Genomic DNA, 23,958 nt, shown 5'->3' with positions numbered 1-23,958 from the left:
GATAACCTGTGGAGGCAATAATGTCTGAATTTGATTCCCTTGCGGAAGAGCTGGTGGAAGAGGCACGTAATGAAGAGGCCAGACAACAGCAAAGGGACCTGTCACTGATAGGGAAAGTCCTTGAAATCTATGATCAGAAGTTTGTTGCCGAACTTCTGCGTAAGCTGGGAAATTCAGACTGGACCAGGGAGACCCTGAACCGCTGGATTAACGGAAAATGTGGGCCTCGTTCACTTACCGTAACTGAGGCATCGCTTCTTGAAAGGCTGCTCCCGCAGCCGCCAGCTAACCACCCCAATTATGCTTTTCGGTTCATCGATCTCTTCGCCGGTATCGGCGGTATCCGTCATGGGTTTGAAGCCATTGGCGGCCAGTGTGTTTTCACAAGTGAATGGAACAGCTATTCAGTAAAAACTTATAAAGCAAACTGGTATTGCGATCCCGAAGCGCATATCTTCAATTCGGATATCCGCGATGTGACCCTCAGTCATAAAGAAGATATCAGCGAAGAAGACGCCTACACCCATATCGATAAATCGATACCCGATCATGATGTCCTGTTAGCTGGATTTCCATGTCAGCCCTTTAGCCTTGCCGGAGTCAGTAAGAAAAACTCACTTGGCCGTAAACACGGTTTTGAATGTGATACCCAGGGGACCTTATTCTTTGATGTGGCTCGTATCATCATGGCAAAAAAACCGGCCATCTTTGTACTTGAGAACGTCAAGAACCTCAAAAGCCACGATAAAGGGAAAACTTTCCGTGTCATTATGGATACCCTGAATGAACTCGGTTACGACGTTGCCGATGCTGAGGCTACAGGTGCCGATGATCCAAAAGTTATAGATGGTAAGCATTTCATCCCTCAGCACCGGGAGCGTATTGTTCTGGTAGGCTTCAGACGTGATCTGAATTTAAGTCAGGGATTTAGCCTTGGTGACATTTCTTCTCTGTTCCCTGAAAGAAAAGTACTGTTCAGAGAGCTCCTTGACAGTGATGTTGATGATAAATACACACTAACGCCAAAGCTGTGGGATTATCTCTATAAATACGCCAAAAAACACCAAGAGAAAGGCAATGGTTTTGGTTTTGGACTGGTGAAGCCTGAAAATGATGATGCAATTTCTCGCACAATATCAGCGAGATATCACAAGGATGGTTCAGAATCGCTCGTTGATCGTGGTTGGGATAGCGAACTCGGTGAAAAGAACTTTAACGACCCAGAGAACATGACCCGACGTCCTCGTCGTCTAACACCGCGTGAGTGTGCCCGGCTAATGGGATTTGAGCAGCCAGGGAAAGTAACTTTTAGAATCCCCGTATCCGATACTCAGGCTTACCGCCAGTTCGGAAATTCCGTCATCGTGCCGGTATTCGATGCAGTAGCGAAATTGCTGGAGTCACGGATCATCGAGGCTGTGAAGGCGCGGAAATAGAAGGTATTGAAAGAGCCCCAAGGGGCTCTTCAAATATCTATGCTGGTATCATCCCATTGCGCATACGACTCTCGCCAGATGTGGGGGGATGTCACCAATAGAGTTTTTTAAGTTCATCGATAAACGCAGATAGTGACATTAGCTCACCCCTGATTTCCTCGGGAAAGGCCTTATGCAACCCTACCGGTACAACGAGCCGTATCCCCTCAGACTGCATTTCCCTGAACTGTGCCACAGATACGCCCTGCTGTAAGGTGAACAGGTGTACTGTATCAATTCTGTCAGCCTCATTCAGTACCTGCCGCCAGCGGTCCTTACAGGTGGTTTTAACCCCCAACATGCGTAACTGTTCAGCAGGGTAATAAGGATCGTGATAGGCAGCACCGGAAGGAAAGATGAAATCGGGTTTTTTCTTACCTTCCGTGATAGCCTGAGTTTCAAAGCTCATTACACCGTGTTCTTTGAAAAGAGATTCAAGATGGAACTCAAGACTTTTCCCGGCACGAGACTTCCTCCGGTTACTCACTGAGTTAGCAAGCGTAATAAAATCATTCACCGTGGCAAAGCCTTCGGCTATCTGACCCAGCACGTGCAGTTCCTCAACGGCAAGAAAAATTTCAAACTCAATTTTCCTCCTCCGCATCAGTTGTGAGTCCGGATCGTCAGTTGTTCTATCGTAATGACACGCAGCAAAACCAATAATTTCCCTTCCTGAAGGGAAGTAGTGAGTCCATTCCAGTGGAAGCACATACTTTGTTCTGCCAGGAGAATTTTCTGTAACCAACCCTCCAATTATTTTGTCTCCAGGACCAAAAATCGTTGCTCCCGGGATAACTTCACCAATAATTGGTTCAAGAATATCTTCCTCGGTCAGGTCCTTGCAGACCCAGACATCACAATAACTGGAAGATGTTCCAGGCACATGGTCGAAGGCGAGAAGTGCCAGAGCGCCGGTATTCTCCGGATTCTGGAGAGGATTTTGTCTGCCAAAGCCCGTCAGACGCTTTTCATCACGGGTTCCCCCGAAAAATTTATTGTTGTAGTAAATGGCCCTTACATCATGAAGGTCAGGGCAATCAGGATGAGATGACACGTGAACAGAAAAAAGAGCTTCAGGATTTCTTAACTGAGTATCACGGAGGGAGGGGAAGAGCTCATCAATGACGGCTCCCGGCATGTAAAGACCAGACTGGTGGGATCTTGTAGCGCCGGTATCGTTAGCGGATAAGCGCTTAACGTATATCCAAACATTCGCAGAACACTTTGTTTGCAACCACTCCGCCAGAAGACTCATTCAAACCACTCCACCATAAACACTCACTGTTTATGAGTGATGTTACGGATCCTGAGGTTAGAAGCAAGGCTAAAAGAGACAGAGTGGGGCTGGGGAAATGGGATGATTAACTGTGAATTTATTTAAATGTTCAAGAAGTTACGCTGATAAAAAAACGTGAATACTAGCACTAAATGTTTGAAAACAACGCTAATGACATAGGTTTAAATATCATCACCACCTCAACATTATGTTCCTCAACGTAGTCACACCAACATTTTAAATCAAGTTAGAAAACACAATGGCGCTATTTCTTCTTTATAATTTCTCACTGTTTATGAGATGGAAAATACCTGTTGAATTCAAATGTGGCATCCAAAGAATTTAAGGGATTGACGAAGCGACTTTAAATGTAAGAATAGATATGCGCGATGTTCTCATCAATGAAAGACTCACAGGAAAGAGCATTAAACTCGTTCCGATAAGTCTACACCATGCGTACTCATTATTATTTATTACAATCAAAATGCGGGATTTTATTGACTAAGCATTTATATGTGGAAAAATAGATGCATCCCGTATCACTCTAAAAGGTAACATATGAAAATCCGAGACCAGATTACTGCAGAATTGAATTACCAGGCATCTGTAGAAGGAGAGACGGGTAATATAAAAATGTGTCGTATTATTCTGGAATCTGTGAACAATGTTGTTGTTTACAATACAATGACAAAGGTGGAGAAAGCACCAAACGCTGACTCTAAAACCGACGAAGAGCAGTATTTCCACTATGTTCGGCCCTGGGTTATCCCGTTCATTGAAAAGATGTATATGGCTAAAGACAAATGAATGCTGCATCGCTAGAAAGGAAGAACTTATGGCATTACTGATTACAGCAGATGATAGTATACGCAAGCTATCCCCTCAGGACCTTGAAGGTAGCCGTAATAATGACGGTGCATTCTCGCTTGCAGATATGCAACAAATGGTAGGCGGTTACATTCAGGCTGTAATGCTCAATCCTGTTATTGTACATGATGGCATTCGTTACAGCTGGTTGGTCATTAATGAAGAAGGAAAGCTTCTGTCCTTACCAGGAAACAACAATGCGACACTCATAGCGAAAAGTGCTATCAGGCCTGATGACTATATAGTAGGCAATGCGTTGATGCTTGAAGAAAGCGAGTTTCAGTAATATCGAAGTTTTAAAATATTTATGTGGTGCACTGAGTTTGAGTTTTTAGTTTAGCCTGTCAATGACAGGCTTTTTTTTCAAAGAAAAATACCGGAACCGGGCTAAAAGTGAAGTGCAATCAGGTAGAGGAAAGTTACTTTTTTGATTTTCCGCAGCAGAGATGGAGTGCCAAGGTATCAGGCTTAACATCAACCATTGCCAATAAACATTCTTTATGCCCGTATGTGCTACCCCCTGATTTATCGATATATACGACTCCATTTTCTTTCAACCTTTCCCTTCCATAGCGGGCTGCATACGACTCGGACATATTTTCCGAGCAAATCTCGCAAGGCCCTAGGTAGTCACTACTCCGGCCTGTCGTCCTAATGACTTTTACCATCCGACCTGTAGGTACGTTAGAAATCATTTAAATAAGCCTCCAGCAAAATCCAAATTGAAGATTAAACGTTCCCCGTAAAAAAATTGTAAAGTAAAAAAACTAAAACACTAAACCCAAAAATATAGATCGTGATGATAAAGATTCTGGCGGAAATGGTTGGCGTCATTCTTGCGTTAAATGCACTGATGAATAGTGCGATTGCCGCAATGATTTTTATAATATACTCAGGGATAACATTGTTTTCACCTAAAATCTCGTATACCTGTGAGCTTAACAGGCAAAAAGAAAGAATAACAAGCGGACTCAACCATTTAAGGTTGCGAATTAAATACCAATCCTCTTTGCTGTTTTTCATACTCATTCATACCCTCTAAATTTAATTATCGACCAGATTCTAATTTCACATTACTTTTTTAGCTTAGATAGTACTTTTTTGAACGGGGTGTACTTATATGCGATCAATGTCATCACTGAAATCATACCAATAGACAGAATAAAAAGATTGAAACAATTTAAATAAAACTCAAGCCGAATGCTCAATTTTCTCAAGTCTTCAAGTTGCTTGAGTTCGTTACTGACATCATTCATTTCCTGATTACCTGCTAATGTCATCGAACGAAAGAGCGCATTTTTATCAATGGCGACAAGAGTCTCTTGAGCTTCTTTTGCGATATCAGAAGCCATCAAATCAACAATCTCACTCTTTGTTAATGTTAACTTATTGAGTTCCGCACCAACATTCGAAATATCCGCTTCGTTGTCTTTGCTTTCAATAATAGTAATCAGATGCTTAATGTTCGAATTAAGCTCTTCAATGTCACCTTGTTTAACTGTGTTCATCAACATCAGGGACATTTTATTTGACAGTTCGTCCAGTTCTTGATGAAGTGCGTTTTCCTCTGAAATCTTCACAGAGGTAGGGCCTCGTTCATTCATCAGATCGGTAATGTGATTCAACTCTCGTGAATCATTAGAGCAAAATGTATCTATGGGTGGCTCATCAAAACCTCTGGCAAAGCTACCAGAACTCATGAATACCGTCAGCAGAAGGGCTGGCAGTAGGGCACGGGGCAAGTTTGAAAATTTGGGGGTTTTCATAATAGCTTCCTGAACTTTTTGGATCGTAGTCTCTCTATCGTAAAGGTCAATGCTGTGGATTTTCTGTCTTTACTGACCATAAAAAAGGATTTAGCTTTTTTTTTTTGCAAAGTCAGTCTTGCGTATGCCCGCAACAGATAGGTGCTGATAGAATCAGCACCCCATCATCCGTTCCATTTTTTCCATTTGAGCTAAGTCAGCCAACTCACGACGATCGCGGCGTTCTAAGACCAGAGCTTTTTTTCACTGAAAGTCAGGGCACTGATGATGGGGACCTTAATTTTCCCACTGCCTTTACAGCTGCTGCAGGCAACATCATATGCACCGTTGAGGATCCTGTGCCGTTCCTCTGGCTCCATATCGTAAAGTTCAGAGCTGGTAAAACCATCCGAAAACGCCGGGTTGTCCATGGTACCGTGGCCTTCACAGTGAGGACAAATTGCCCAATAATACTTACCCATTTATGGCTCCCTTAATCAGCTGTTACACCATTCATCGTAAGTTTTTAGTGGTTTTCCGGTAGTGACGTCAATACCGTTACCATTATCTGCACAGGCAAGGTAAATCTGGTATTCACTGTCGTTATCACCACGAGAGCGGGTTTGCCAGTTTTCATTTTGTTGAAGTTTCATGACCACCTCTTTTTGAGTTATTAGTGTTATCCTACTCCATTTAACTCGCCCATCAACCCCCTAACATCTAGAATTATATTTAATAAAATATAGCTCCATAATAAAACCACTCATGTTCTTTCCTTTTTCTATAAAAGAAATGTTGCTTGCTATTTCAGTTAAAGATAATAAAAACTCTCACTGAGAGGAAGTCATATCATAATACTGTCCATAGGTTAATTTTTTAAACTCAGGGGGGATAGATACTTCGTTTCTGAATCTGTCTTCTCTATTCGGAATACAAAATACCAGAACATCATTTCTTTCACGGAGCATACCGCAATTTGTTGTCAGCATGGCTGTGGCATGCTTGTGGAAGGAGGATGGACCTCCTTGTGCTGTACGCATCACGCCATAGTGGTTAATGATGTAAGATGCCCAACAAGGGTAAGAACCGAGGCTTTCATTTGCTGATTTAATGACTGAATCCAGTTTTTTATTGTACTCACGACCTTCCTTTGTGTTGCCTTTGCCACGTACAATTACTACCGGTTTATTATTGAATATAGACCGTTCTTTTATCGTGATGGGGCACGGAAACGTAAAATCGGCATCCCAGGCAAAGGCGCGCAATTTATCCCCTTTATCCCCCAAACCGCTTGAATTAATGAATGCAATTGCCCCGACTAACTTGCAGGCGTCATCAAGCACCCTGGAACGTTGTTCGCCGAGTGCATAATAGGATTCAATTAACTCCTTAACCTTTGGCCCTTCAACAAGGTAATAATCATAATACTTAGCCTGGTCCGACATAGTGGTCTCTCTCGTGTTGTTGATAGTTGCTGCAATCAAAGAAAGTTACTTTTCTGAGACAGAAAGCCCAAGAACTTCTTTCATCTGTTTCTGTGTCCATATCGTTTTGGTAATGGTCAGTTCTACATCACCGCGATAGGCCGTACCATCAGGCAAGATCACCAGGCTAATTAGTTTTTTACCTGGTTTAGAAATTTCAAACCGGTCTTCACTTCTGTTTACGGTATAACCCTTTAACAGAGCCTCCTGTACGATTTTTTCTATTCCTTTCTTCGCCATAGCCCCCCCCCGGGTTTTAAAGCGTAGCAATCAGGGTTTATGATCAAATATCAAGGACTACATCGCCACAGGGACGGCAGCAGCATGGAAGAATTTCATCCGCACCCACGTAAGCCAGGGGGACGCAGTCGTAAGTGACTTCTCCTGATTTTTTCTTGAGCCTGCATGCACCACAAAAACCTGAACGGCATTGTGATTCAACAGGAACCCCCGCCGACTCAAGTTGCTCCAGGATAGAGTTTGCACTATTTTCTGAGGTTATAAGCATTTTGCTTTTTTCAGTAAAGATAGTCTGACAATTGATACAACCTGACATAAGCCGCCCCCTTTATCTTTATCATATTATATCATTTCACCAAGCCACCATAACCCCCTAATTATGCGATGAGTGAAAAATCACCTCGGAAAAGTATTATCATCATAAACATTCAGAAATTATGAAGTCAGAACCAGCCCTGTTGGAAAATCATCAATCATAAATGGCGGATGTTTATGGTAATTAATTTATGAATTTTCACGATCAAACTAAAAATGACCCCTTGATGCAGCGTTTTAATATGCAATCATGTTTTCAACAAAGGAGAAAATATGATTCATTCATTTGAAGAAAAGAACCTTGAGAAGTTATTTAAAAGCGGGAAATCGCAGTCAGGTCTTCCAACGGATATAACTAACAGTCTGAAAAGGGCGCTTGAGGAGCTGCATAATGCGGCAAGCGAAGCTGACCTGATACGCCTGAAGAGCCGCAACTATGAAAAAATCCATCATACCCGGCTGCGTGAACGTGAAAGGGCAGGCGAAATGTCGTCTATCCGGGTTTCATCAAAATACCGCCTGCTCTTTACCTGGGGTGATGGTGGCGCAAGCCGGGTCAAGCTTACCGCTCATGCCCATGCGTAAGGAGTTATGATGAAACAGCCAGAAACGGAAAGTACTCTGGACGAGGTACGGGCGATCGAACTGTTCAAGTCTCTTGGTCGGGAATGCGTACAAACCCGTCTTGATAGCCTTTCGGCTATAGCGATATCACGCTGGGAGGATGCAAAGCCGTTGCCGCCTGATTATTCGGGTACTCCGATCGATTTTCTCACGGATGAGGAGCGCGGAGAAAGGCATCTTATGTTGATAGGACAGATGCTCTGCATAGATGAAAGAGCAGAAGCCCGGGTACGGATCAAACAACGTATAGCCAATCGTCAGATGAGACGCCACCAGCTTTGTGCTGACTGACATTAATCATAGAACGGTCATTAGATTAAAATGTTAGAGAAAATTTACTACCTCGCCCTTATTCTGATTGCGTTTTTTATTACCTGTGGGTTTGTTTTAGCATGGTGCAGACGTAGTCCACTCGCTCTGACTTTAACAGTCAGCGCCCTGGTTATTTGTCTGGCTTTCCATTCCCTTGAAACCTCTGTAGCGGTTGGAATTGAGGAAGTATCGTCCGGCTCCAGGGACTTTACTCAGTGTACGTTCATTGACCAGCAAGGACCCGAAGTAAGCGGCCTTGGTTATCCCATCGTCGTTCTGATGTGTGATGACGGGCAACATGTTATCGACGCCAGGATTTATAGCCAGCAGCTGACGCACTATCAAGTGTGCAGCACTTCAGAAAATGAGGGGACTTTCTGCCCTTATGTGTAGCGACCTGCGTTTGAAATAGCTCCGACCTGCATTCAGCGGCTTTTTTGACCAGAATTAACTGCGACCAGCGCCCACCTCAAACCAAAGATAACTGCGAATGAACCTGCATTCAATCGCGCTGACCTGCATTTCATCGCCGCCAACCAGAATTAACTGCGACTGAAATATTGAAAAGGGGCAGGTTGTTCCATGCAAAAATTTGTTTCCTGGATGGCCAGTTTCGACCCAAAGGCGCCAGTGGCCATGAAAGTAAGCTGCCGCTCAACGTCCCGCATTAGCGGACGGAGCCAGTGGCGCGGAGCGCCGCTGGTGACGGTCCGTCTCGATGCGGTGGTTGGGCGTCATCTCGTACCAAGCACGCGGGCGAGCATGTAAACACCAAGTACGACGAGGCCAATAAAGAACCACCTGCGAAACATCTCTGGCTGGAGCTTACTGCGTACGCGCTGCCCGATGAACATACCCGCCAAGGCGGGCACAACAGCCAGGAGCGAGTTCGAGGCTGCTGTGAGCTGAAATTGACCACTCAGACCCAGGGCACACGCAAGCGCAACAGTGGAGACAGTAAAGGAGAGCCCAAGTGCTTGAATGAGATCTTCCTTCGCCAGGCCAAGAGAATTGAGGTAAGGGACCGCTGGTATGACGAAGACTCCCGTTGCGCCGGTGACAAGGCCTGTGACAAGACCGATCAGGGGCGAGAGCCAAGGCTCGACTTTCGCGGGAACCGTGAAGCGGGGCGCGGCGAGGCCGACTACCCCATAGAGCGCCAAGACGGCTCCGAGCGCCGCACCCGCCAATGATGCTGACTGCCCAGTGAGCACACCGATACCAAGGATGGTCCCTGCGAAGACTGCAACCATCATTGTTGCCAGCCGTCGAAGTAGCGCTCCAAACGCCGGCCCTGCCAGCAACTGCCAGACATTTGTAACGAGGGATGGAACAATCAACATCGCTGCGGCAGAAGCCGGCGCCATGACGAGACTGAGCACGCCCATCGCGACCGTGGGGAGGCCCATACCAACAACGCCTTTGATCAAGCCCGCGGCGACGAACGTCAGGCCGACCCAGATGATGATTGTGGTGGAGTCACTCATGCGTTTATGACGCCCAACGTTTGAGTTAAGCGGCGCCGTCAGGCGTCCGCTTGAACGAAGGGTTAGACATCTTCTCGCATGAGACGGATGTCGACCTCTCTGTCAACGTACTTCCATTCCTCTGTTGCACGCAGTTCGGAAAGCAATGCGTTGAACTCAGCCTCATGGGCTGGCGCGAACTCGAACCAATTGAGAAAATCGAACGGTTCATTTTCTGAGAGGTCACGGCAGTGGTGGAGCTTGCGCGCTACTGCAGGCAAGTAGTTAAGCCCGATTTGGATGTGCTTTGACTTTTCGAAAACACTCCGGCGCTCGTCTTGCGTGAATTCCCACCAAGCTGCGTTTTTTCGGATCGGTATCAACGCTGCGCAAGTTGCTTCCGGGCGCGCCAGCCCTTGCTGCTTCGCCACAATTTCGCTCTTCTCTTCGCGCATGACATACCGTTCATTGCTTGTTATTCCACGAAGTACCCAGGGCGCACTGGTTTCAGGTTGCAACTCTGAGGCAGATATTACGTTGAGCCTTTTGGCTTCAGGCAGTGACTTGCCAACTATGGTTTCGGTTCCAACGATCCGCCAAAGACCGATGTCTCCTCCGACGAATGCAAATAATCGTGTATTCATACCAACCCCCTTTCATGTGAGTGTTTTCATTTTTTCACAGCTTCAAAGAACCTATTTTCCCATCCCATTCTTCTGCATCATCGTCTTGTGTAGTATTGTATCCTTACCAGCGCACCCCAGTCAAATTGCCGATCTAACATCGAACTGGTCTGTGATACGAGCGGCAGAAAATGGCCGTTTGCTACCGGTCGCCTATGCCAAGTGTAGTCCAAAAAACGGAGGTTTTTTGCACTATCTCAAGTAAACCGCAAAAAGTGGCTATATCCTGCATTCCGGTGCTCCATCATCCCTTTCCAAGATTCAAAGTCCAGCTACACTGAAATTCCGTGATTAATTGGACTTGACGCCATGCTGCTCGGCTACGCTCGGATATCGACCGATGACCAGAACCTCGACTTGCAACGGGATGCCTTGGAGGCGGCCGGTTGCGAGCGGATGTTCGAGGACATGGCAAGCGGCGCGAAGGCCGATCGCATTGGCCTGGCCGCACTGATGACGGTGCTGCGCGCCGGTGACACCGTCGTCATCTGGCGCCTGGACCGGCTAGGCCGCTCGCTCAAGAACCTGATCACACTGGTGGAACGGCTCGAAGCAGCCAAGGTCGGGTTGCGCAGCTTGCAGGAAAACATCGACACCACGTCCAGCGGCGGACGCCTGGTGTTCCACCTGTTCGGCGCCCTCGCCGAGTTCGAGCGCAACCTGGTCCGCGAGCGCACTCTGGCGGGCCTGGCCGCTGCCCGTGCGCGCGGCCGGATGGGTGGCCGGCCAAAACGGCTCGACCCCGCCAAACTGGCATTGGCCTTGCGGCTCCACCATGAAGACAAGCACACGATCAAGGAAATCTGCCAGATGATGGGCATTTCCAAATTGACGCTCTACAACTATCTGACCAAAGCGGACAGCGATGTCGTCGGGGCGGCGTAAGCAGATCCCGTCCGATTCGCTACTGCAGTTGCGGCAGCGGTTGGACCGCTTGCCCCGCAAAAGTCCGGAGCGGACGGCGCAGGTGCAAGCGAGCGCAGAACTGTACGGCATCTCCGCCAGCACCGTGTATCGGGCGCTGAAGGACTTCCTCAAGCCGCGCGCGGCGCATCGTGTCGATCACGGCACGCCGCGCCTGATGCCCCGATCGGAGCTGGAACGTTATTGCGAGCTGGTCGCCGCCCTCAAACTCAGAACCACCAACAAGGCAGGGCGGCACCTGTCCACCAAGCGTGCCATTGAGCTGCTGGAAGAGTATGGCGTCGAAACTGGGCAAGGCTTGGTGCGCGCACCGCAAGGTGTTCTGACGCGCAGCACGGTGAATGAATACCTCACGCGTTGGCACCTGGATCAGGCGCGCCTGCGCCGGCAGCCGCCCGCCGTACGTTTCCAGGCCGAATACAGCAATGATTGCTGGCAGTTCGACATGTCGCCGTCCGACCTGAAACGCATCGAAGCGCCGTCTTGGGTGGACCCGGCCAAAGGCGATCCCACCTTGATGCTGTACAGCGTAGTCGATGACCGAAGCGGCGTGTGCTTTCTCGAATACCGCTGCGTCTACGGCGAAGATGCAGAATCGGCACTGCGCTTTCTGTTCAATGCGATGGCGGCGAAGGGCGAGGCCGAATTTCCATTCCAGGGCCGGCCCAAGATGATCTATCTCGACAATGGCCCGGTGGCCAAGAGTCGCGTATTCCAGAACGTGATGCAGTCCCTGGGCATCGAGTGGCTGACCCACATCCCGGCAGGCAAGGATGGCGAACGCGTGACAGCCCGCTCGAAGGGCAAGGTCGAGCGCCCCTTCCGCACCGTCAAGGATGCCCACGAAACGCTGTACCACTTTCACAAGCCGGAAACCGAACAACAGGCCAACGCGTGGCTGATGCGTTACCTGTTGCGCTACAACCGGCAAGACCACCGCGCTGAACCACATTCCCGGATCGAGGACTGGATCGCCAATTTCCCGCCCGACGGCATCCGGGCCATGTGCGCCTGGGAACAATACTGCCGCTTCGCCCGCGAACCGGAGCGGCGCAAAGTCGGCATTGATGCGCGCGTCTCGGTGGATGGCACCGCCTATGAGGTGGAACCGGACATGGCCGGCGAAACGGTGCTGTTGTTGTGGGGGCTGTTCGACAGCGAACTGTATGTCGAGTACGAGGGAACCCGAAGCGGCCCTTACCATCCGGTGTCCGGTCCGATTCCGTTGGGCCGCTACCGGGCATTCAAGCGCGGCGCCGCCTGCGAGCGGGCCGACCGCATCCGCTCGCTGGCGGACCAGCTCAAGCTGCCGATCGCGGCGCTGGCCGGGGAGGATCTGCGGCTGGCGCCGTTGAATCTATCCAGCGAGTTTCCCATACAGCCATTCGATGCGGAAGCGCACGAATACCATTTCGCCAGCATCATCGCCGCCAAGCTGGCAATCGCCAACGACCTGGCGCAACCGCTGGCCAAGCTCCCGCCGGCCGATCGGGCCTTCATCGACCAGGTGCTGGGCGAGACGCTGACCCGCAGCATTGTGCTGACGCGCGTACGCGATTATTTTCGCAATAAAAAATCCGGAGAAGACCATGCGAGTTGAAGTAATGCAGTATTACGGACTGACGCAAGCGCTCAGCCAGGCGGGCTATCATGAAACCGAGCATCACCAGCAGCTCATCAAGGACATCAGGGGCGCCATCATGCAAGGGCGGCTAATTGCGGTCTGCGGTGTCGTGGGCAGCGGCAAGACGGTCACCTTGCGCCGCCTGCAGCAGATCCTGAAGGAGGAGAACCGGGTGACCGTCGCCAAATCGATTTCGGTGGAAAAGCACAGCATCAAGCTCGCCACCCTGATTACGGCCCTCTACTACGACCTGGCCCAGGACAAGCTGGTTCAGATTCCCAAGCAGAACGAGCGACGCGACCGGGAGCTGCAAGAGCTCCTGAAAAAGGGCAAGCGCCCGGTGGCACTGTTCATCGACGAAGCGCACGACCTGAACGGACACACGCTGATCGGATTGAAACGCTTGATGGAACTGGCGGAAGATGTCGGCGGCCGGCTGTCGGTGATCCTGGCGGGCCATCCCAAATTGCGCAACGACCTGCGCCGGCCGACGATGGAAGAAATCGGCTATCGCACCGACATCTTCACGTTGGACGGCATCGCCGGCAGCCAACGCGACTACATTCATTGGCTGCTTGGCGTCAGTACCGGCAACACGGTCGAGTCGGAGTCGATCTTGACGGCCGATGCAATCGACATACTGGCCACCAAGCTGCGCACGCCGCTGCAAGTCCAGCTGCATCTAACATTGGCGCTGGAAGCGGGCTACCAGACCGGCGAAAAACCGGTGACGGCGGAATTGGTGGAAACGGTGATGTCGCGCCAGCTCGACGACCTGGAGCCGACGTTGGCGCGACATGGCTACCGGCTCAAGGACATGGTCGAGCAGTTCGACGCTAAGGCATCGGAGATCCGATCGCTGTTCAGCAATCAGCTTGAACCGAAGCGCACGGCAGAAATCCGTGAGCGCATGCTGGCTGCTGGCTTGCCGATATAGGACCAACGCAAGGGCCGAATGGCCCGCGCCGTATCTGGCCAGCGCCTCCCGGTCACTCGCAGTTAATTCTGGTTCGCGCCGATGGAATGCAGGTCGGCGCGATTGAATGCAGGTTCATTCGCAGTTATCTCTGGTTTGAGGTGGGCGCTGGTCGCAGTTAATTCCGGTCGAAAAAGCCGCTGAATGCAGGTCGGACCGTTTTCGATTGCAGGTCGCTACACTTAACAGTCAGAGAAAGTAACTTTCAAAATATAAATTGTCTGTAACGGCGTTTAATGGTGCCAAACGGGAAAAGCTCATTTTGAATCTGATAGTCTCGCCACTGGATAGAAAATTCAGTGATAGTTAACACTCAAAATTACATAGAGAAAAATCATGGCTTATGAACACAGCAAGTCCCCTCAGAATAATGATGCAGGTAAGAATGAGAAGGGTTGTGATAAAAAAGACCAGGGCAAAGAGTGCAGCATTTTGGCTCCTACGCCGGGAGTAAATAAGATTTTCCTCGACCAGCTTCGTGGTGGGCCTATGGACAAAGCATCGGTGAACTATGAATACCTCTCACCTGATCCTGCTGAAACTGCACAACGTCTTGCTTTAGCTCATTATGTTTCTTCAGGCCTGGACAGAAAGGTCTCTTTCAAACCTCTCAATCTGATTCATATTATGATGGACTATAATTTGGACGCGGATAAAGTTGCGGTGATCGCGGGTGTCGATTCTGCTGATGTCGAATCATGGTTTCACACCGGCCTTGCCCGCGAATCGGACTTATATAACATCGCTAGTGCTATTGGTGTGTCAACGGAATGGATACGCGGCTTTGTATCCGGAGAAGAGGATTCGTTGAAGGCTAATTGTGACGGTCTGGCTAAAGAACTGCAGAAGCTTCCAGATGAAGAAATCACTACTCTGGAAAGAAGCTTCAGGCTCAAGCTTGAACAATGTCAGGCGCTGGATACTCTCATCGAGCTTAATGAACCGCAAGAGAACCGGGAACAATCGCCTGATACGGTTAATCCATTCGATAAGACTGATTCAGAGCTTCTGATCTCGATCTACCGGTCTATGGACGAACCTGAGAGACAAAATCTGTATCGTATCGTCTGTTTACGCAGTAAAGAGCTCAATGCGTTACTGGAGCATCACAGTCAAAATATTTTACCTAATTATTGAATCTGTATGGTTGATGAGCTGGGCATTCGGTTTCATAGGGTGTTCAGTTTCACTCCCCTAAATGGTTTCAACTATTAAAAACACCATAAAGATTGAATGGGTTTATATATAACAGCGAAACAAATCTACACCTGGCAATGCCATTTTTAATACGATAATATACTCATGCTACTTATTGTTTTTATGGTGATGTACTTATTTAACTCGAAAATAAATGTTCAAGGATTAATTATGGCAATCTCAGACATCAGCAAAGCCGTTTCAGTCAAGGACCAGGACGTTTTCCTCGTTGAAGTTGTAGATGGCAAACCAGTTGTAAAACAAATTACTGAGGATTTTGTAATTATCAGTTCAGGAGATATTCCCTCTAACCGGGAAGAGTTCATGCATTTCAATGAGAAATACTTGGCTCCAAATGGGGTCGGTATCGATATAAACTCACTTTCTGACGACAAAATCGAGAAGTATATAAACGTATTAAAAGAATCCTTATCTAAGGATATGGCGTCTGAGATTACGACTGACTACTCTGGCCCCGCATTCAATTCACTTAATTAAACTACGGCACCAGCAATCAGGGGGGGCGATATGCCATCAGAAAACAGCGTAAAAATCACCTTCACTTTTAACGGTATGGCTCCTCAAAATTGGAAATCTGCTTTAAACAGTCAGAAGAAGGATTCGTGGATTGATCCGCAATCCAGTGGCAGTAAGGTACTTCAAGAAATCCTCCGCAATTCCGGTACCTCGGAAGACCGTACCTGTGGTTACGATGTTCTGTCGTTTTCGTTTCCCTCTCAGCGTGATATTTTGTCGCAACTCCTTGGTCTCTATGCTGTTGCAGACGCCATGGTCCTTCTCATGGCTGCGACGCCTCTTTGTCGCAACGTGTATACCGTTGTAGTCACCACCCACCAGCTGCTTTCAGACGGGAGCTCTATTCTCTCAGAACAAAAAGCCGTACGCAGCCTGTACTTCATGACACAAAACGGCATTTGTATTCAGTCCGACTTTTCAGTGGATCTGGATACTGACAAGTTACCGGGTGCCCGGTTTTTTTCCAGCGGAGATGACCTGGAACAGGCAGGCTTGCAGTACTGGGGGGAGAATGGAGGGGATGCCTGGAGAGCCATTGTTACAACCATGCATGGAAATAAAATGCTCCTCAATGGGGCCGGACAGATACTTGAACTTGGGGATACACCGGAAGAGCGAATTAACGCTGTCAGCAATTAAATTCATTTAAAGGGCGACGTTTATGAACACAACTTTTCTGGGTCAGAGAGAGTTTATCAAGCATGGATGTTTTTTATTCCTGTTATCTGACGAAAGCTGTTTTGCTGTTAATAATATTGAATGGGCGGAAAAAATCTTATCCAGTGATAATGTTAAATTTCAAAATGGTCGGATGTCTCATGAAGTCGCCCGCGAAGTTATGGAAGAATCTCAAGATGTTTTATTAAACTTTTTGAGTCTGACATTACCGCAAATTTCCACCCGATAATTTATCTACTGGAATCGAAAGAGACTATCGGGCCCCCTGAATTCAGGAGGGGCTCGTAACCATAACCAGAGCTCCTTCAGTCAATACAATCAGAAGTAAATAGTTTTATCAAAATATGAATGCAAACCAACCATAAACAGTTAATGTTTATGTTGGTGTCATCAACAACACACAATAAATTTTCCTTTTTTATAATCTACCCCTGGCGTACAGATCTAAATGTGAGATAATGGGTTTGTGAAATTTACCGGAGTCTTTTATGTCACGTCTGAACATGGATTTAATCGAAGCTATTTATTCTGAATCTGACCGCGAACTCACTAATGATGAGTTGTATCGGGAGGTTCAGTCTCGCCTTGCTATTTCAGATGATGCGTTCAATACAAAAGAAAAATTCGGTACGGCGGGTGTTGCCCATAATAAAATTAAACACCGTATTCGCTGGTTTCAACAAACACTAAAATCCATGAACGTCATCGAACGTTTAAGCTCTGGCCGTTCTCTATGGCGTCACTGCAGGAAAAACAAATCCGGACTTTCCGAAGCGCGGGAAGGGGCACGTCTAGTGGCATTCAGTACGGACCTTGGGGTAGCTATTTTTGGTAACTCTACGATGGCTCTACCAGGAAATACAGAACCGGTTCATCTTTGCCTGACGTCTCCGCCATATCCGCTAAGAAAGCAGCGTGATTATGCCGCCGCCTTCAAAACCGACAGTGACTATATTGATTTCATCGTAGACGCTATTCGCCCGATTGCACGCCAGCTGGTCGACGGTGGTTCTCTCGTACTGAATATCGGTCAGGACATTTTTAATCCGGGTCAGCCTTCACGTTCTCTCTATCCGGAGCGACTGTTACTGTCTTTGTGCGAGAAGCTTGACCTCTACCTTATGGACCGGTTGCCATGGGTCAATATGAGTAAGGCACCTTCGCCGACATATTGGGCTTGCCGCAAAAAAATCCACCTGCTGGCAGGCCATGAAATGATTTTCTGGCTGACCAATAATCCTGATGCTGTCCGCTCCTGCAACCAGCGTGTGTTGCAGCCCCATACTGAGAGGCATAGCGCATTGATCGCCCAGGGCGGAGAGATGCGTACGGCCATGTACGGTGACGGTGCTCATACCCTGAAACCCGGGGCCTTTTCTCACAACACAAACGGGGCTATCCCTAAAAATGTGATTATCAGAGGGCATGCATGTGCAGACACTCGCCGGTTTCATCAGGAGGCTAAGCGCTTAGGGCTGCCGGCACATGGGGCAATGTTCCCGACGGCCATCCCTGACTTTTTCATTCGGTTCCTGACAGACGAAAACGAACTTGTCGTTGATCCTTTCGCCGGGTCTCTCAAAACAGGCCTTGCCGCCGAACGGCTCAACCGCAGGTGGATGTGTTTTGATAGTATTCTCGAATGGTTACGAATTTCGTCCACCGGTTTTTTCTCAGAATTTCCGGGATTTGAGATGAACCCGATTATTGATAACGGTGAGTTATTCGCGTAGCGGCCGTTTTAGGTAAAAAACTCATTATTCATTCTGCCTGTAGCGGAGTGAACAATCACAGGAGATGGCTTTATGCCTGACATTATCCCACACGAACAGCAACCAGAGCGCCTTCAGAAATTCCATTCTCTCCAGGGTGGACAATACTGGCGTGCTAAGCACGCTATTCCTGAAGAACGTATTGAACAGGATGAAGTGCTACTGATTGAGTCGCTCCGCTGGGTCGATAATGCTCTGCACACTGTGATCCTCCGCACCCACCCATCAAAATTCAATAAGGACTTTGTTTACAAATATACCGATGCAGCTGGTCGCAGCTGCAGCACAGCAAAATCGTTCAAAGAGCATCGCTTTCTGTTCAACGACTTTCTGGACAAGTTTGAATTTGCAGATGACGGACAGGATATCCGTAGCCACGAACTTATGGCTGCTCAGAACCGTGTGAGCCAGCTTACTCAGCAAATGACCGAAACCATGGCTGATCCTGATGCTCTGCGAACTGAATTACTCTCGCGCGTAGAAGCTAAGAAGGCTAGTTCATCAGCTGCAGGTAATGATAAAAAACAGCTGCCCATGCTTACGCGTCACTCGCCGTCTACCGAAATAACCTCTCTTGGCTCCGCTCTGTCATCTGGTATCGACGAAACAAAGATAGCGCAGCTGCAGCAGGTCGTAGAGTTCAGACATGAAATCGCACAGGCTCAAATCGACTGGATTAAAGAAAAAAATTCTGCGATTTCGAGGGCGGTTCAGGCTATCACACCCTATCTGGAAGAATCAGCAGCAGCTCAACTTGCTGTCGCGGAAGAAAGCCGGGAAACGCTTAACAAGCTGATGGATGGTATTAAATCCCTCGACCTCTACATCGGAAAAGATGTTGTCGTGAACACTATCAAAGAAGGCGATTCGGCACCGGCACACGTTCCGTTAACCTTTGTTCAACGTAAGCTGGTGGTCGATGAAGAAACGGCGATTTACCTCGATATCGGAGAATGGTTCGATTTTGAAAAACTACCACTGTTTTTCAAAGCACTGAATGACCATCCTGGCTTGGTAGAGCAGATATTCCCGTCTGAGCGGTGTGTCGTGTGTATGACAACCACCCGCCGCTATATTGATTATCAGGACCGGTGGGCTAACTGGGAGATGAATGCCAGAAACCAGACCGTTTTCCTTATGGTCCGGGACGGAGAAAGACTGTTCCAGGTATACTCCGGTGTAGAATCTCACCTCGGCGCCCATACGCTTTTCCCGACAACTGATGAACAGGGGAATATTTTTCGCGGTGCTGATGGTGCACAGGTTACCTTCAATGACGTGTCCTATACGGACCGCCTGAAAACGCATGAGATGGTTGCTCTGCACTATTATCGGTTCCTCATCCTCTGCTGTGGTCTTGACCACCGGCTCAAGCTGTTTGGTGAGTTCTACGACCCGCAGGATCGCTTTAGTTTTGTTTCTATGGACTTCCAGGAAAAGTATTGTCGCTTTATTCATGACCATGACGGTACCGGGTTACTGGACGATCCTGACGCAAAAGTCCGTCCTTCTATTGAAGAATACATAAGTGAAGCCAACAGCCATTTGCGGCCTGGTTCAAGGGTGTTTTGCGAATGGAGAACTGTTTGTAACCCTAAAACCGCGCCGAGTGCTACGAAACCTGACACTGGCTCCAGTTATCGGGGCTCCTATTATTTTACGGCCGATTTTATCAATGATGAGGGAATGGCGGTGGCCTATACCCGAAACAATGAGATCTGCGTGGATGTACCGGTCAAAAAGGATATCTACCGGCGTAAACGGCCTAATGATGTGCGCGAGTTTAATGCGAAAGTGTCACTCACGAATTTCAAACGTGATGTGTGGGAAGATTCCAGCAGTGTGGGATACCTCTGTCTTGATGCGGTAAAAGCAGACGACCTCGACTATTACATTCACAGCCGACCAAGCCGTAAAGGTTTCATGTACTTCATAAAGCTATTCAAGCGTCTCTCTGCCGTTCTTCGAAAGGAAGAAGAACATGAGCAGCCATATCGACAAAAGCTCCTCAGAGCGCTGGTGGATGGCAACATAGGGACGAAAGCAAACCGTGCGGAGATCGTCGATAAGACAATCATCAACTGGCGGGCAGATAGAAAAGGCCAACCACTTAGCGAAGGCATTGAAAACGAGAAAAGCTGGAAAGAAATACTTGGCATGATGGACCTGATCGCATGGCGTGGTTTGAGCCATAAAGAGGCCGCCGTGGAGATGGCCATTTCTCGTGGGAGCCTGCCATTACGTCTGGTTGTTACCACTAATTCCCGGCTGGCGTTGTATGTTACCCCTACTGACGAGGAACGAGATGACCGCCTGGAAACCCATAAATGGGTTATATTGCTGACCTTTAAATTGTCACTAAAGGGGCTAAAACTCGATTCTTCCAGACCTGTATTGCTAAGCAAAAATAGCGTATGTGAAACCACACTCTACCAATGGCCGGAGGCCAGCGAGTGGAAAGGGTTGAAATCGGCTTTCGGCAGTTTCGAAGAGAAACAAAGAGCCTTTGAATTTATTGAAACGGGTAAAGAGGATCTGCAAAAGCTGTCTCCGGCTAATCCCGTAGAATTTGAGGCTGGAGTGCGTGAATGGATGATGGCTTACTGCGAAATGAATGATTACCGCAAAACCGGAGGCCAGGTGCAACAGCCCACTTTAATGATACCTGTTGGCATCTACATCGATCGCGGAGTCTGGCAGTACGTATACGTAACCACAGGAAATGAGGCTGTGGGGTATTTTTACCACAATGCCAGCGATTCCTTAAAAAAGGAACTTTTCCATGAGTACGTCTCGCGCTTTGCTCAAAAGGAAGGCAAACGGGAAAGGATTGAAAAACAGGGTAACCGACTGGCATTGGGCATGTCGCAGAAAACTCCAGATGTCGGCATGTTTAGCGCTGACCGTAAGCTTAGTATGGATAACGTTGAATACGGTTCTATTTCGTTCAGTGCCTACAGCCAACTCCGGATGTTAGAAAACCGACTCTTTTTTGTTATCTCGGAAGCTGAACGCGGACTACACCGCAATATATATATTGCCGATAATCTCAAAGACGATAACGACGAGTTTATCATCGATAAACTACTGGGCTCGTCTCACCAACAGGAGCAGGAAGCTGTTGATGTATTCGAAGTAAAACTGCCCAAGTCTCTGTCAGAAGGCCCACTCCCGGTGCTGAAATGTGATGGGGAAATATATCGAATTCACCACTGGTTCGATATCTGTCCACAAGGGTCGGACGGAACCATTTCATTGAGCAATATCGAAGCGCCGGTACATACGGTCACCAGGCACAGTTTTGATAATAAAGAGTTGGCAATGATGTTTATCCTTAAGGAGGACAGTTCCGTAAGGAAACATACGTCCGGTGATAAATTCAAACCGCCAGCAGGAATTAACGAAAGGTGGTATTAGGGGGGCTTAATGTTTAGCCAGTTCTTTGTTTTAACCAGTATTGTTGTGTGGATTATGCCGGTGATGACCATCGCCGGAGCAATTTTCCGTAAGGACCTGTTAAACCGGAAAGAATGGACATTTCTCGTATTCTTTAGCGTTATCGCTGCATCGTACGTGTCTTATTCCAGCTGGCAGGACAGAAACATGGGCCTGGTACCAATAGGGAAAGAATATTTATCTTGCAAGTTAAAATCGCGTAATGAGCCAGACCTCACAAGTTTCAGTTTCAGGACCGTGACACTTGATTGTGGCGGAGAAGAAAAAATGGCTAAAGAGGAATTGTATGATGCAGCCGTAAAAGCCGCCACGAAATACGGTTACGAGTAAATCATCAAGATCCACTTTTCTCCATTTTAACCCCCTGCAATTTAAATTTCGTTCAATCCACCAGCACAGGCCCACGGTCCCCGGTTTGCCGGGTACCGGGACCTGTGCCGTGAGACCACTTTAGCCGGGTCACATCACTTCAAAGGGAAGCTATCGCCGCCTCAGTCACCCGGTCACAAAATTTTTACAGGCATTCAGCCTGCAAAAATTTTGAGCTGCGGCTTCCTTCATCGCCCTTTTTTGTTCTGTTTTCCCCGTCTGCGTTTGTCTCACGGCACAGGTCAAGCCGCACACTATCCTTAACTGCTGGAGAATCCGCAATGAACGCTTTTAACAATCTGTTTAACCGTCACTGTCAAAACACTCTGCTGGGTCATGGTTGGCCTGCCGATCTGGAACTGGACTATTCATTACGTTACTGCCAGGGAGATGGAGTGGCATTTTACGGTGTGCTGCATGACAAAGAAATTTTGACCTTACTGTCTGGTCTGCTGAAAGATAACCACATCTCTGAAAAACTAGCAGAAGAGGTTGCCGAAGTAATAAAAGGCAGTGGCACTACACTCATCCTTGAGCGCAACGGTTATGGCTACCGATATTCGCATGCCAATACAATTCGGACCCTGTTAGAAAATTACCCTGACAACATCGAATATGAAGTCCGCTTTAATGACGTTCTGGAGAGCATAAGGGAAAGTATTGAGCAGATTTGTAACACGCTTGAAAACGACGGTTATAAAATTCATGAAAGCATGACTCCAGCCTATGAAGGCGAGCTTGTTATGTCACGAGCAACAGCCAATTTCGAAATCATTGTCACCGAAAGCGAAGAGGAGTTCTGGGACACGTCTGATACTTGGGATGATGAATATAAAGATTCGTGTATAGCGGATATTCTTAACGGAAAATGTGTACTGAAGAACCTCGAAATCATAGTGAGAGGGAAATCTACAGGAAAAGTTTACGGGCAACATTATGCCGAACTGGTCCACATTTACGAAAATAGTCCGGTGCGGAACTGGTTTGACCGGGAATGGTTAAGGGTAGCGTTTGAAGAAGCGCGTGGAAATATTGAAGATGCACGTAGTGAACTGAAAAACATCAGGTCATAATTTGTATTCAGGGAGGTGCGCCTATATATGATGTCGCACCTTATTTTAAATATTTCCAAACGAAGAACAAAAATACCTGTCACATTCAGAAAGGAAAATCATTATAGCACTATCCAGTAATTCATAAGGAATTATGGCGTAGAGAATATCCGATGTTTACTGGCTTAAATTTCGCTGAAAAAAATACGGCTGTTAAGTAGATACAGGTATCGGAATGCCCAGAACTTCCGTCATTTCGGCCCCGGTAGGGCAGTGGAACAGCGAAAGGTGATTGCCGCGCTTCGCCTTTCCAACCGGTGACAGCGAACGAAGAAATATCTATTCGTCCCCTATGGACGGTTCCGGTTAACGTCCTCAAAATGGTCAATGTCTCTAGGCTTTCAGGGATCCGCTTGGCCCGCTAATCCAACATTTCGCAGATCCTTTCCGGATCAAACAAGATCTAACCTTTCAGCAAGCCAATCCGTCAGTCAATTAGCCCCTCAGAAGCCCGTAAACGCTCTCTGGACACATTTATCAGAAAAAAGGTATCTACCTACGTAAAAATTTTACGATTAATCCTGTGGCGTTTCAGGGGCATTTTGTCCTAGAGGCGATTATTTTCACCGTTAGCTGTTCTAAAATTCTACCACCAGCATTGCCCGGCAGAGATACAACAGCCATTGTCATTTTATTTATCATATTAATAAATAACAGTTTTTAAAACAAAATGACAGCGCTCGTACGTTGTCTTTTTCCGCTTGTTTGCCGTTGTTTATCCCGATCTGGAATCCAGCTTCGGGAGGTGCAGGGGGTGAATACCCGGAAAGGAGCTATTTTGCTGGTTTTGCGAGCAACCTGGAGGGTCAAGACACTTATCACCGTT

Annotated in this window: 26 protein-coding genes; 16 read left to right on the top strand and 10 right to left on the bottom strand. The window is 47.7% G+C overall.

Annotation, left to right across the window (positions count from 1 at the left end):
- The first annotated feature begins 20 nt into the window (after positions 1 to 20).
- Positions 21 to 1,436 (top strand): DNA cytosine methyltransferase, encoded by a 1,416-nt coding sequence (locus tag KOSB73_RS25145; RefSeq protein ID WP_064371313.1) that lies wholly within the window; start codon positions 21 to 23, stop codon positions 1,434 to 1,436.
- Between the two features lie 91 nt (positions 1,437 to 1,527).
- Here KOSB73_RS25145 and KOSB73_RS25140 read toward each other — a convergent pair whose 3' ends face one another.
- A complete protein-coding gene (locus KOSB73_RS25140; protein ID WP_098141141.1) occupies positions 1,528 to 2,730 on the bottom strand; it encodes a type II restriction endonuclease in 1,203 nt (400 codons plus the stop codon).
- A 579-nt stretch (positions 2,731 to 3,309) separates the two neighbouring features.
- On the opposite strand from KOSB73_RS25140, the gene KOSB73_RS25135 reads away from it, so the two are divergent.
- Together KOSB73_RS25135 and KOSB73_RS25130 are read left to right on the top strand one after the other, a co-directional pair.
- Positions 3,310 to 3,558, top strand: a complete 249-nt coding sequence (locus KOSB73_RS25135) for a hypothetical protein (protein ID WP_009652449.1) — start codon at positions 3,310 to 3,312, stop codon at positions 3,556 to 3,558.
- A 28-nt stretch (positions 3,559 to 3,586) separates the two neighbouring features.
- Positions 3,587 to 3,904, top strand: a complete 318-nt coding sequence (locus KOSB73_RS25130) for a DUF3846 domain-containing protein (protein WP_042927306.1) — start codon at positions 3,587 to 3,589, stop codon at positions 3,902 to 3,904.
- Positions 3,905 to 4,347: 443 nt separating this feature from the next.
- Here the strand turns inward: KOSB73_RS25130 and KOSB73_RS25125 are convergent, their stop codons facing one another.
- From KOSB73_RS25125 to yfaE, 7 genes are all read right to left on the bottom strand, one after another.
- Positions 4,348 to 4,641: a hypothetical protein gene (locus KOSB73_RS25125; protein WP_223290594.1), complete on the bottom strand. Its 294-nt coding sequence runs from the start codon at positions 4,639 to 4,641 to the stop codon at positions 4,348 to 4,350.
- Positions 4,642 to 4,691: 50 nt separating this feature from the next.
- The gene (locus KOSB73_RS25120) at positions 4,692 to 5,384 is read right to left on the bottom strand and encodes a hypothetical protein (RefSeq protein WP_064371310.1); all 693 of its coding nucleotides are present in this window, start codon (positions 5,382 to 5,384) and stop codon (positions 4,692 to 4,694) included.
- A gap of 224 nt (positions 5,385 to 5,608) precedes the next feature.
- On the bottom strand, positions 5,609 to 5,845 hold the full coding sequence (locus tag KOSB73_RS25115) for a hypothetical protein (RefSeq protein WP_243395053.1): 237 nt from the start codon (positions 5,843 to 5,845) through the stop codon (positions 5,609 to 5,611).
- Positions 5,846 to 5,860: 15 nt separating this feature from the next.
- The gene (locus tag KOSB73_RS30950) at positions 5,861 to 6,016 is read right to left on the bottom strand and encodes a hypothetical protein (RefSeq protein WP_155765188.1); all 156 of its coding nucleotides are present in this window, start codon (positions 6,014 to 6,016) and stop codon (positions 5,861 to 5,863) included.
- 177 nt (positions 6,017 to 6,193) lie between these two features.
- Positions 6,194 to 6,808, bottom strand: a complete 615-nt coding sequence (locus tag KOSB73_RS25110; protein ID WP_064371308.1) for a hypothetical protein — start codon at positions 6,806 to 6,808, stop codon at positions 6,194 to 6,196.
- Positions 6,809 to 6,853: 45 nt separating this feature from the next.
- The gene (locus KOSB73_RS25105) at positions 6,854 to 7,087 is read right to left on the bottom strand and encodes a hypothetical protein (protein ID WP_064371307.1); all 234 of its coding nucleotides are present in this window, start codon (positions 7,085 to 7,087) and stop codon (positions 6,854 to 6,856) included.
- A gap of 43 nt (positions 7,088 to 7,130) precedes the next feature.
- The gene (gene yfaE, locus KOSB73_RS25100; RefSeq protein ID WP_085551598.1) at positions 7,131 to 7,403 is read right to left on the bottom strand and encodes a class I ribonucleotide reductase maintenance protein YfaE; all 273 of its coding nucleotides are present in this window, start codon (positions 7,401 to 7,403) and stop codon (positions 7,131 to 7,133) included.
- A gap of 272 nt (positions 7,404 to 7,675) precedes the next feature.
- Here yfaE and KOSB73_RS25095 point away from each other — a divergent pair, with 272 nt between their 5' ends.
- Together KOSB73_RS25095 and KOSB73_RS25090 are read left to right on the top strand one after the other, a co-directional pair.
- The gene (locus KOSB73_RS25095) at positions 7,676 to 7,987 is read left to right on the top strand and encodes a type II toxin-antitoxin system RelE/ParE family toxin (protein WP_064371306.1); all 312 of its coding nucleotides are present in this window, start codon (positions 7,676 to 7,678) and stop codon (positions 7,985 to 7,987) included.
- Positions 7,988 to 7,993: 6 nt separating this feature from the next.
- Positions 7,994 to 8,317, top strand: a complete 324-nt coding sequence (locus KOSB73_RS25090) for a hypothetical protein (protein ID WP_223290595.1) — start codon at positions 7,994 to 7,996, stop codon at positions 8,315 to 8,317.
- Positions 8,318 to 9,072: 755 nt separating this feature from the next.
- Here KOSB73_RS25090 and KOSB73_RS25080 read toward each other — a convergent pair.
- Both KOSB73_RS25080 and KOSB73_RS25075 read right to left on the bottom strand, forming a co-directional pair.
- On the bottom strand, positions 9,073 to 9,825 hold the full coding sequence (locus KOSB73_RS25080; RefSeq protein ID WP_064371303.1) for a sulfite exporter TauE/SafE family protein: 753 nt from the start codon (positions 9,823 to 9,825) through the stop codon (positions 9,073 to 9,075).
- 62 nt (positions 9,826 to 9,887) lie between these two features.
- Complete coding sequence (locus KOSB73_RS25075) at positions 9,888 to 10,448, bottom strand: chlorite dismutase family protein (RefSeq protein WP_001097410.1); 561 nt, start codon at positions 10,446 to 10,448, stop codon at positions 9,888 to 9,890.
- Between the two features lie 348 nt (positions 10,449 to 10,796).
- Between KOSB73_RS25075 and KOSB73_RS25070 the strand changes: the two genes are divergently transcribed.
- The 11 genes from KOSB73_RS25070 (at position 10,797) to KOSB73_RS25020 (ending at position 23,093) form a co-directional block, all read left to right on the top strand.
- Positions 10,797 to 11,372 carry a recombinase family protein gene (locus tag KOSB73_RS25070; RefSeq protein ID WP_000924255.1) on the top strand — a complete coding sequence of 192 codons (576 nt, stop codon included), beginning with the start codon at positions 10,797 to 10,799 and terminating at the stop codon, positions 11,370 to 11,372.
- 4 nt (positions 11,373 to 11,376) lie between these two features.
- Positions 11,377 to 13,011: a DDE-type integrase/transposase/recombinase gene (locus tag KOSB73_RS25065; RefSeq protein WP_206536233.1), complete on the top strand. Its 1,635-nt coding sequence runs from the start codon at positions 11,377 to 11,379 to the stop codon at positions 13,009 to 13,011.
- Positions 13,001 to 13,972 (top strand): ExeA family protein, encoded by a 972-nt coding sequence (locus KOSB73_RS25060; RefSeq protein ID WP_001262009.1) that lies wholly within the window; start codon positions 13,001 to 13,003, stop codon positions 13,970 to 13,972. The genes KOSB73_RS25065 and KOSB73_RS25060 overlap by 11 nt, the downstream gene beginning before the upstream one ends.
- A 375-nt stretch (positions 13,973 to 14,347) precedes the next feature.
- Entirely contained in the window at positions 14,348 to 15,148 is an 801-nt protein-coding gene (locus KOSB73_RS31220; RefSeq protein ID WP_223290596.1) for a hypothetical protein, read from the top strand.
- A 231-nt stretch (positions 15,149 to 15,379) separates the two neighbouring features.
- A complete protein-coding gene (locus KOSB73_RS25050) occupies positions 15,380 to 15,706 on the top strand; it encodes a hypothetical protein (protein WP_064371302.1) in 327 nt (108 codons plus the stop codon).
- 30 nt (positions 15,707 to 15,736) lie between these two features.
- Positions 15,737 to 16,384, top strand: a complete 648-nt coding sequence (locus KOSB73_RS25045; protein WP_064371301.1) for a hypothetical protein — start codon at positions 15,737 to 15,739, stop codon at positions 16,382 to 16,384.
- Between the two features lie 22 nt (positions 16,385 to 16,406).
- The gene (locus tag KOSB73_RS25040) at positions 16,407 to 16,652 is read left to right on the top strand and encodes a hypothetical protein (protein ID WP_064371300.1); all 246 of its coding nucleotides are present in this window, start codon (positions 16,407 to 16,409) and stop codon (positions 16,650 to 16,652) included.
- A 259-nt stretch (positions 16,653 to 16,911) separates the two neighbouring features.
- The gene (locus KOSB73_RS25035) at positions 16,912 to 18,156 is read left to right on the top strand and encodes a site-specific DNA-methyltransferase (RefSeq protein ID WP_085551601.1); all 1,245 of its coding nucleotides are present in this window, start codon (positions 16,912 to 16,914) and stop codon (positions 18,154 to 18,156) included.
- A 72-nt stretch (positions 18,157 to 18,228) separates the two neighbouring features.
- Positions 18,229 to 21,612, top strand: a complete 3,384-nt coding sequence (locus tag KOSB73_RS25030; protein WP_064371412.1) for a hypothetical protein — start codon at positions 18,229 to 18,231, stop codon at positions 21,610 to 21,612.
- 9 nt (positions 21,613 to 21,621) lie between these two features.
- Positions 21,622 to 21,981 (top strand): hypothetical protein, encoded by a 360-nt coding sequence (locus KOSB73_RS25025; RefSeq protein WP_042928351.1) that lies wholly within the window; start codon positions 21,622 to 21,624, stop codon positions 21,979 to 21,981.
- 320 nt (positions 21,982 to 22,301) lie between these two features.
- Positions 22,302 to 23,093: a hypothetical protein gene (locus tag KOSB73_RS25020; protein WP_009654233.1), complete on the top strand. Its 792-nt coding sequence runs from the start codon at positions 22,302 to 22,304 to the stop codon at positions 23,091 to 23,093.
- Positions 23,094 to 23,958 lie beyond the last annotated feature (865 nt).

This window comes from Klebsiella grimontii (genome assembly GCF_900200035.1).
GTDB lineage: Bacteria > Pseudomonadota > Gammaproteobacteria > Enterobacterales > Enterobacteriaceae > Klebsiella > Klebsiella grimontii.
This window is presented reverse-complemented; position numbering and strand designations above follow the sequence as displayed.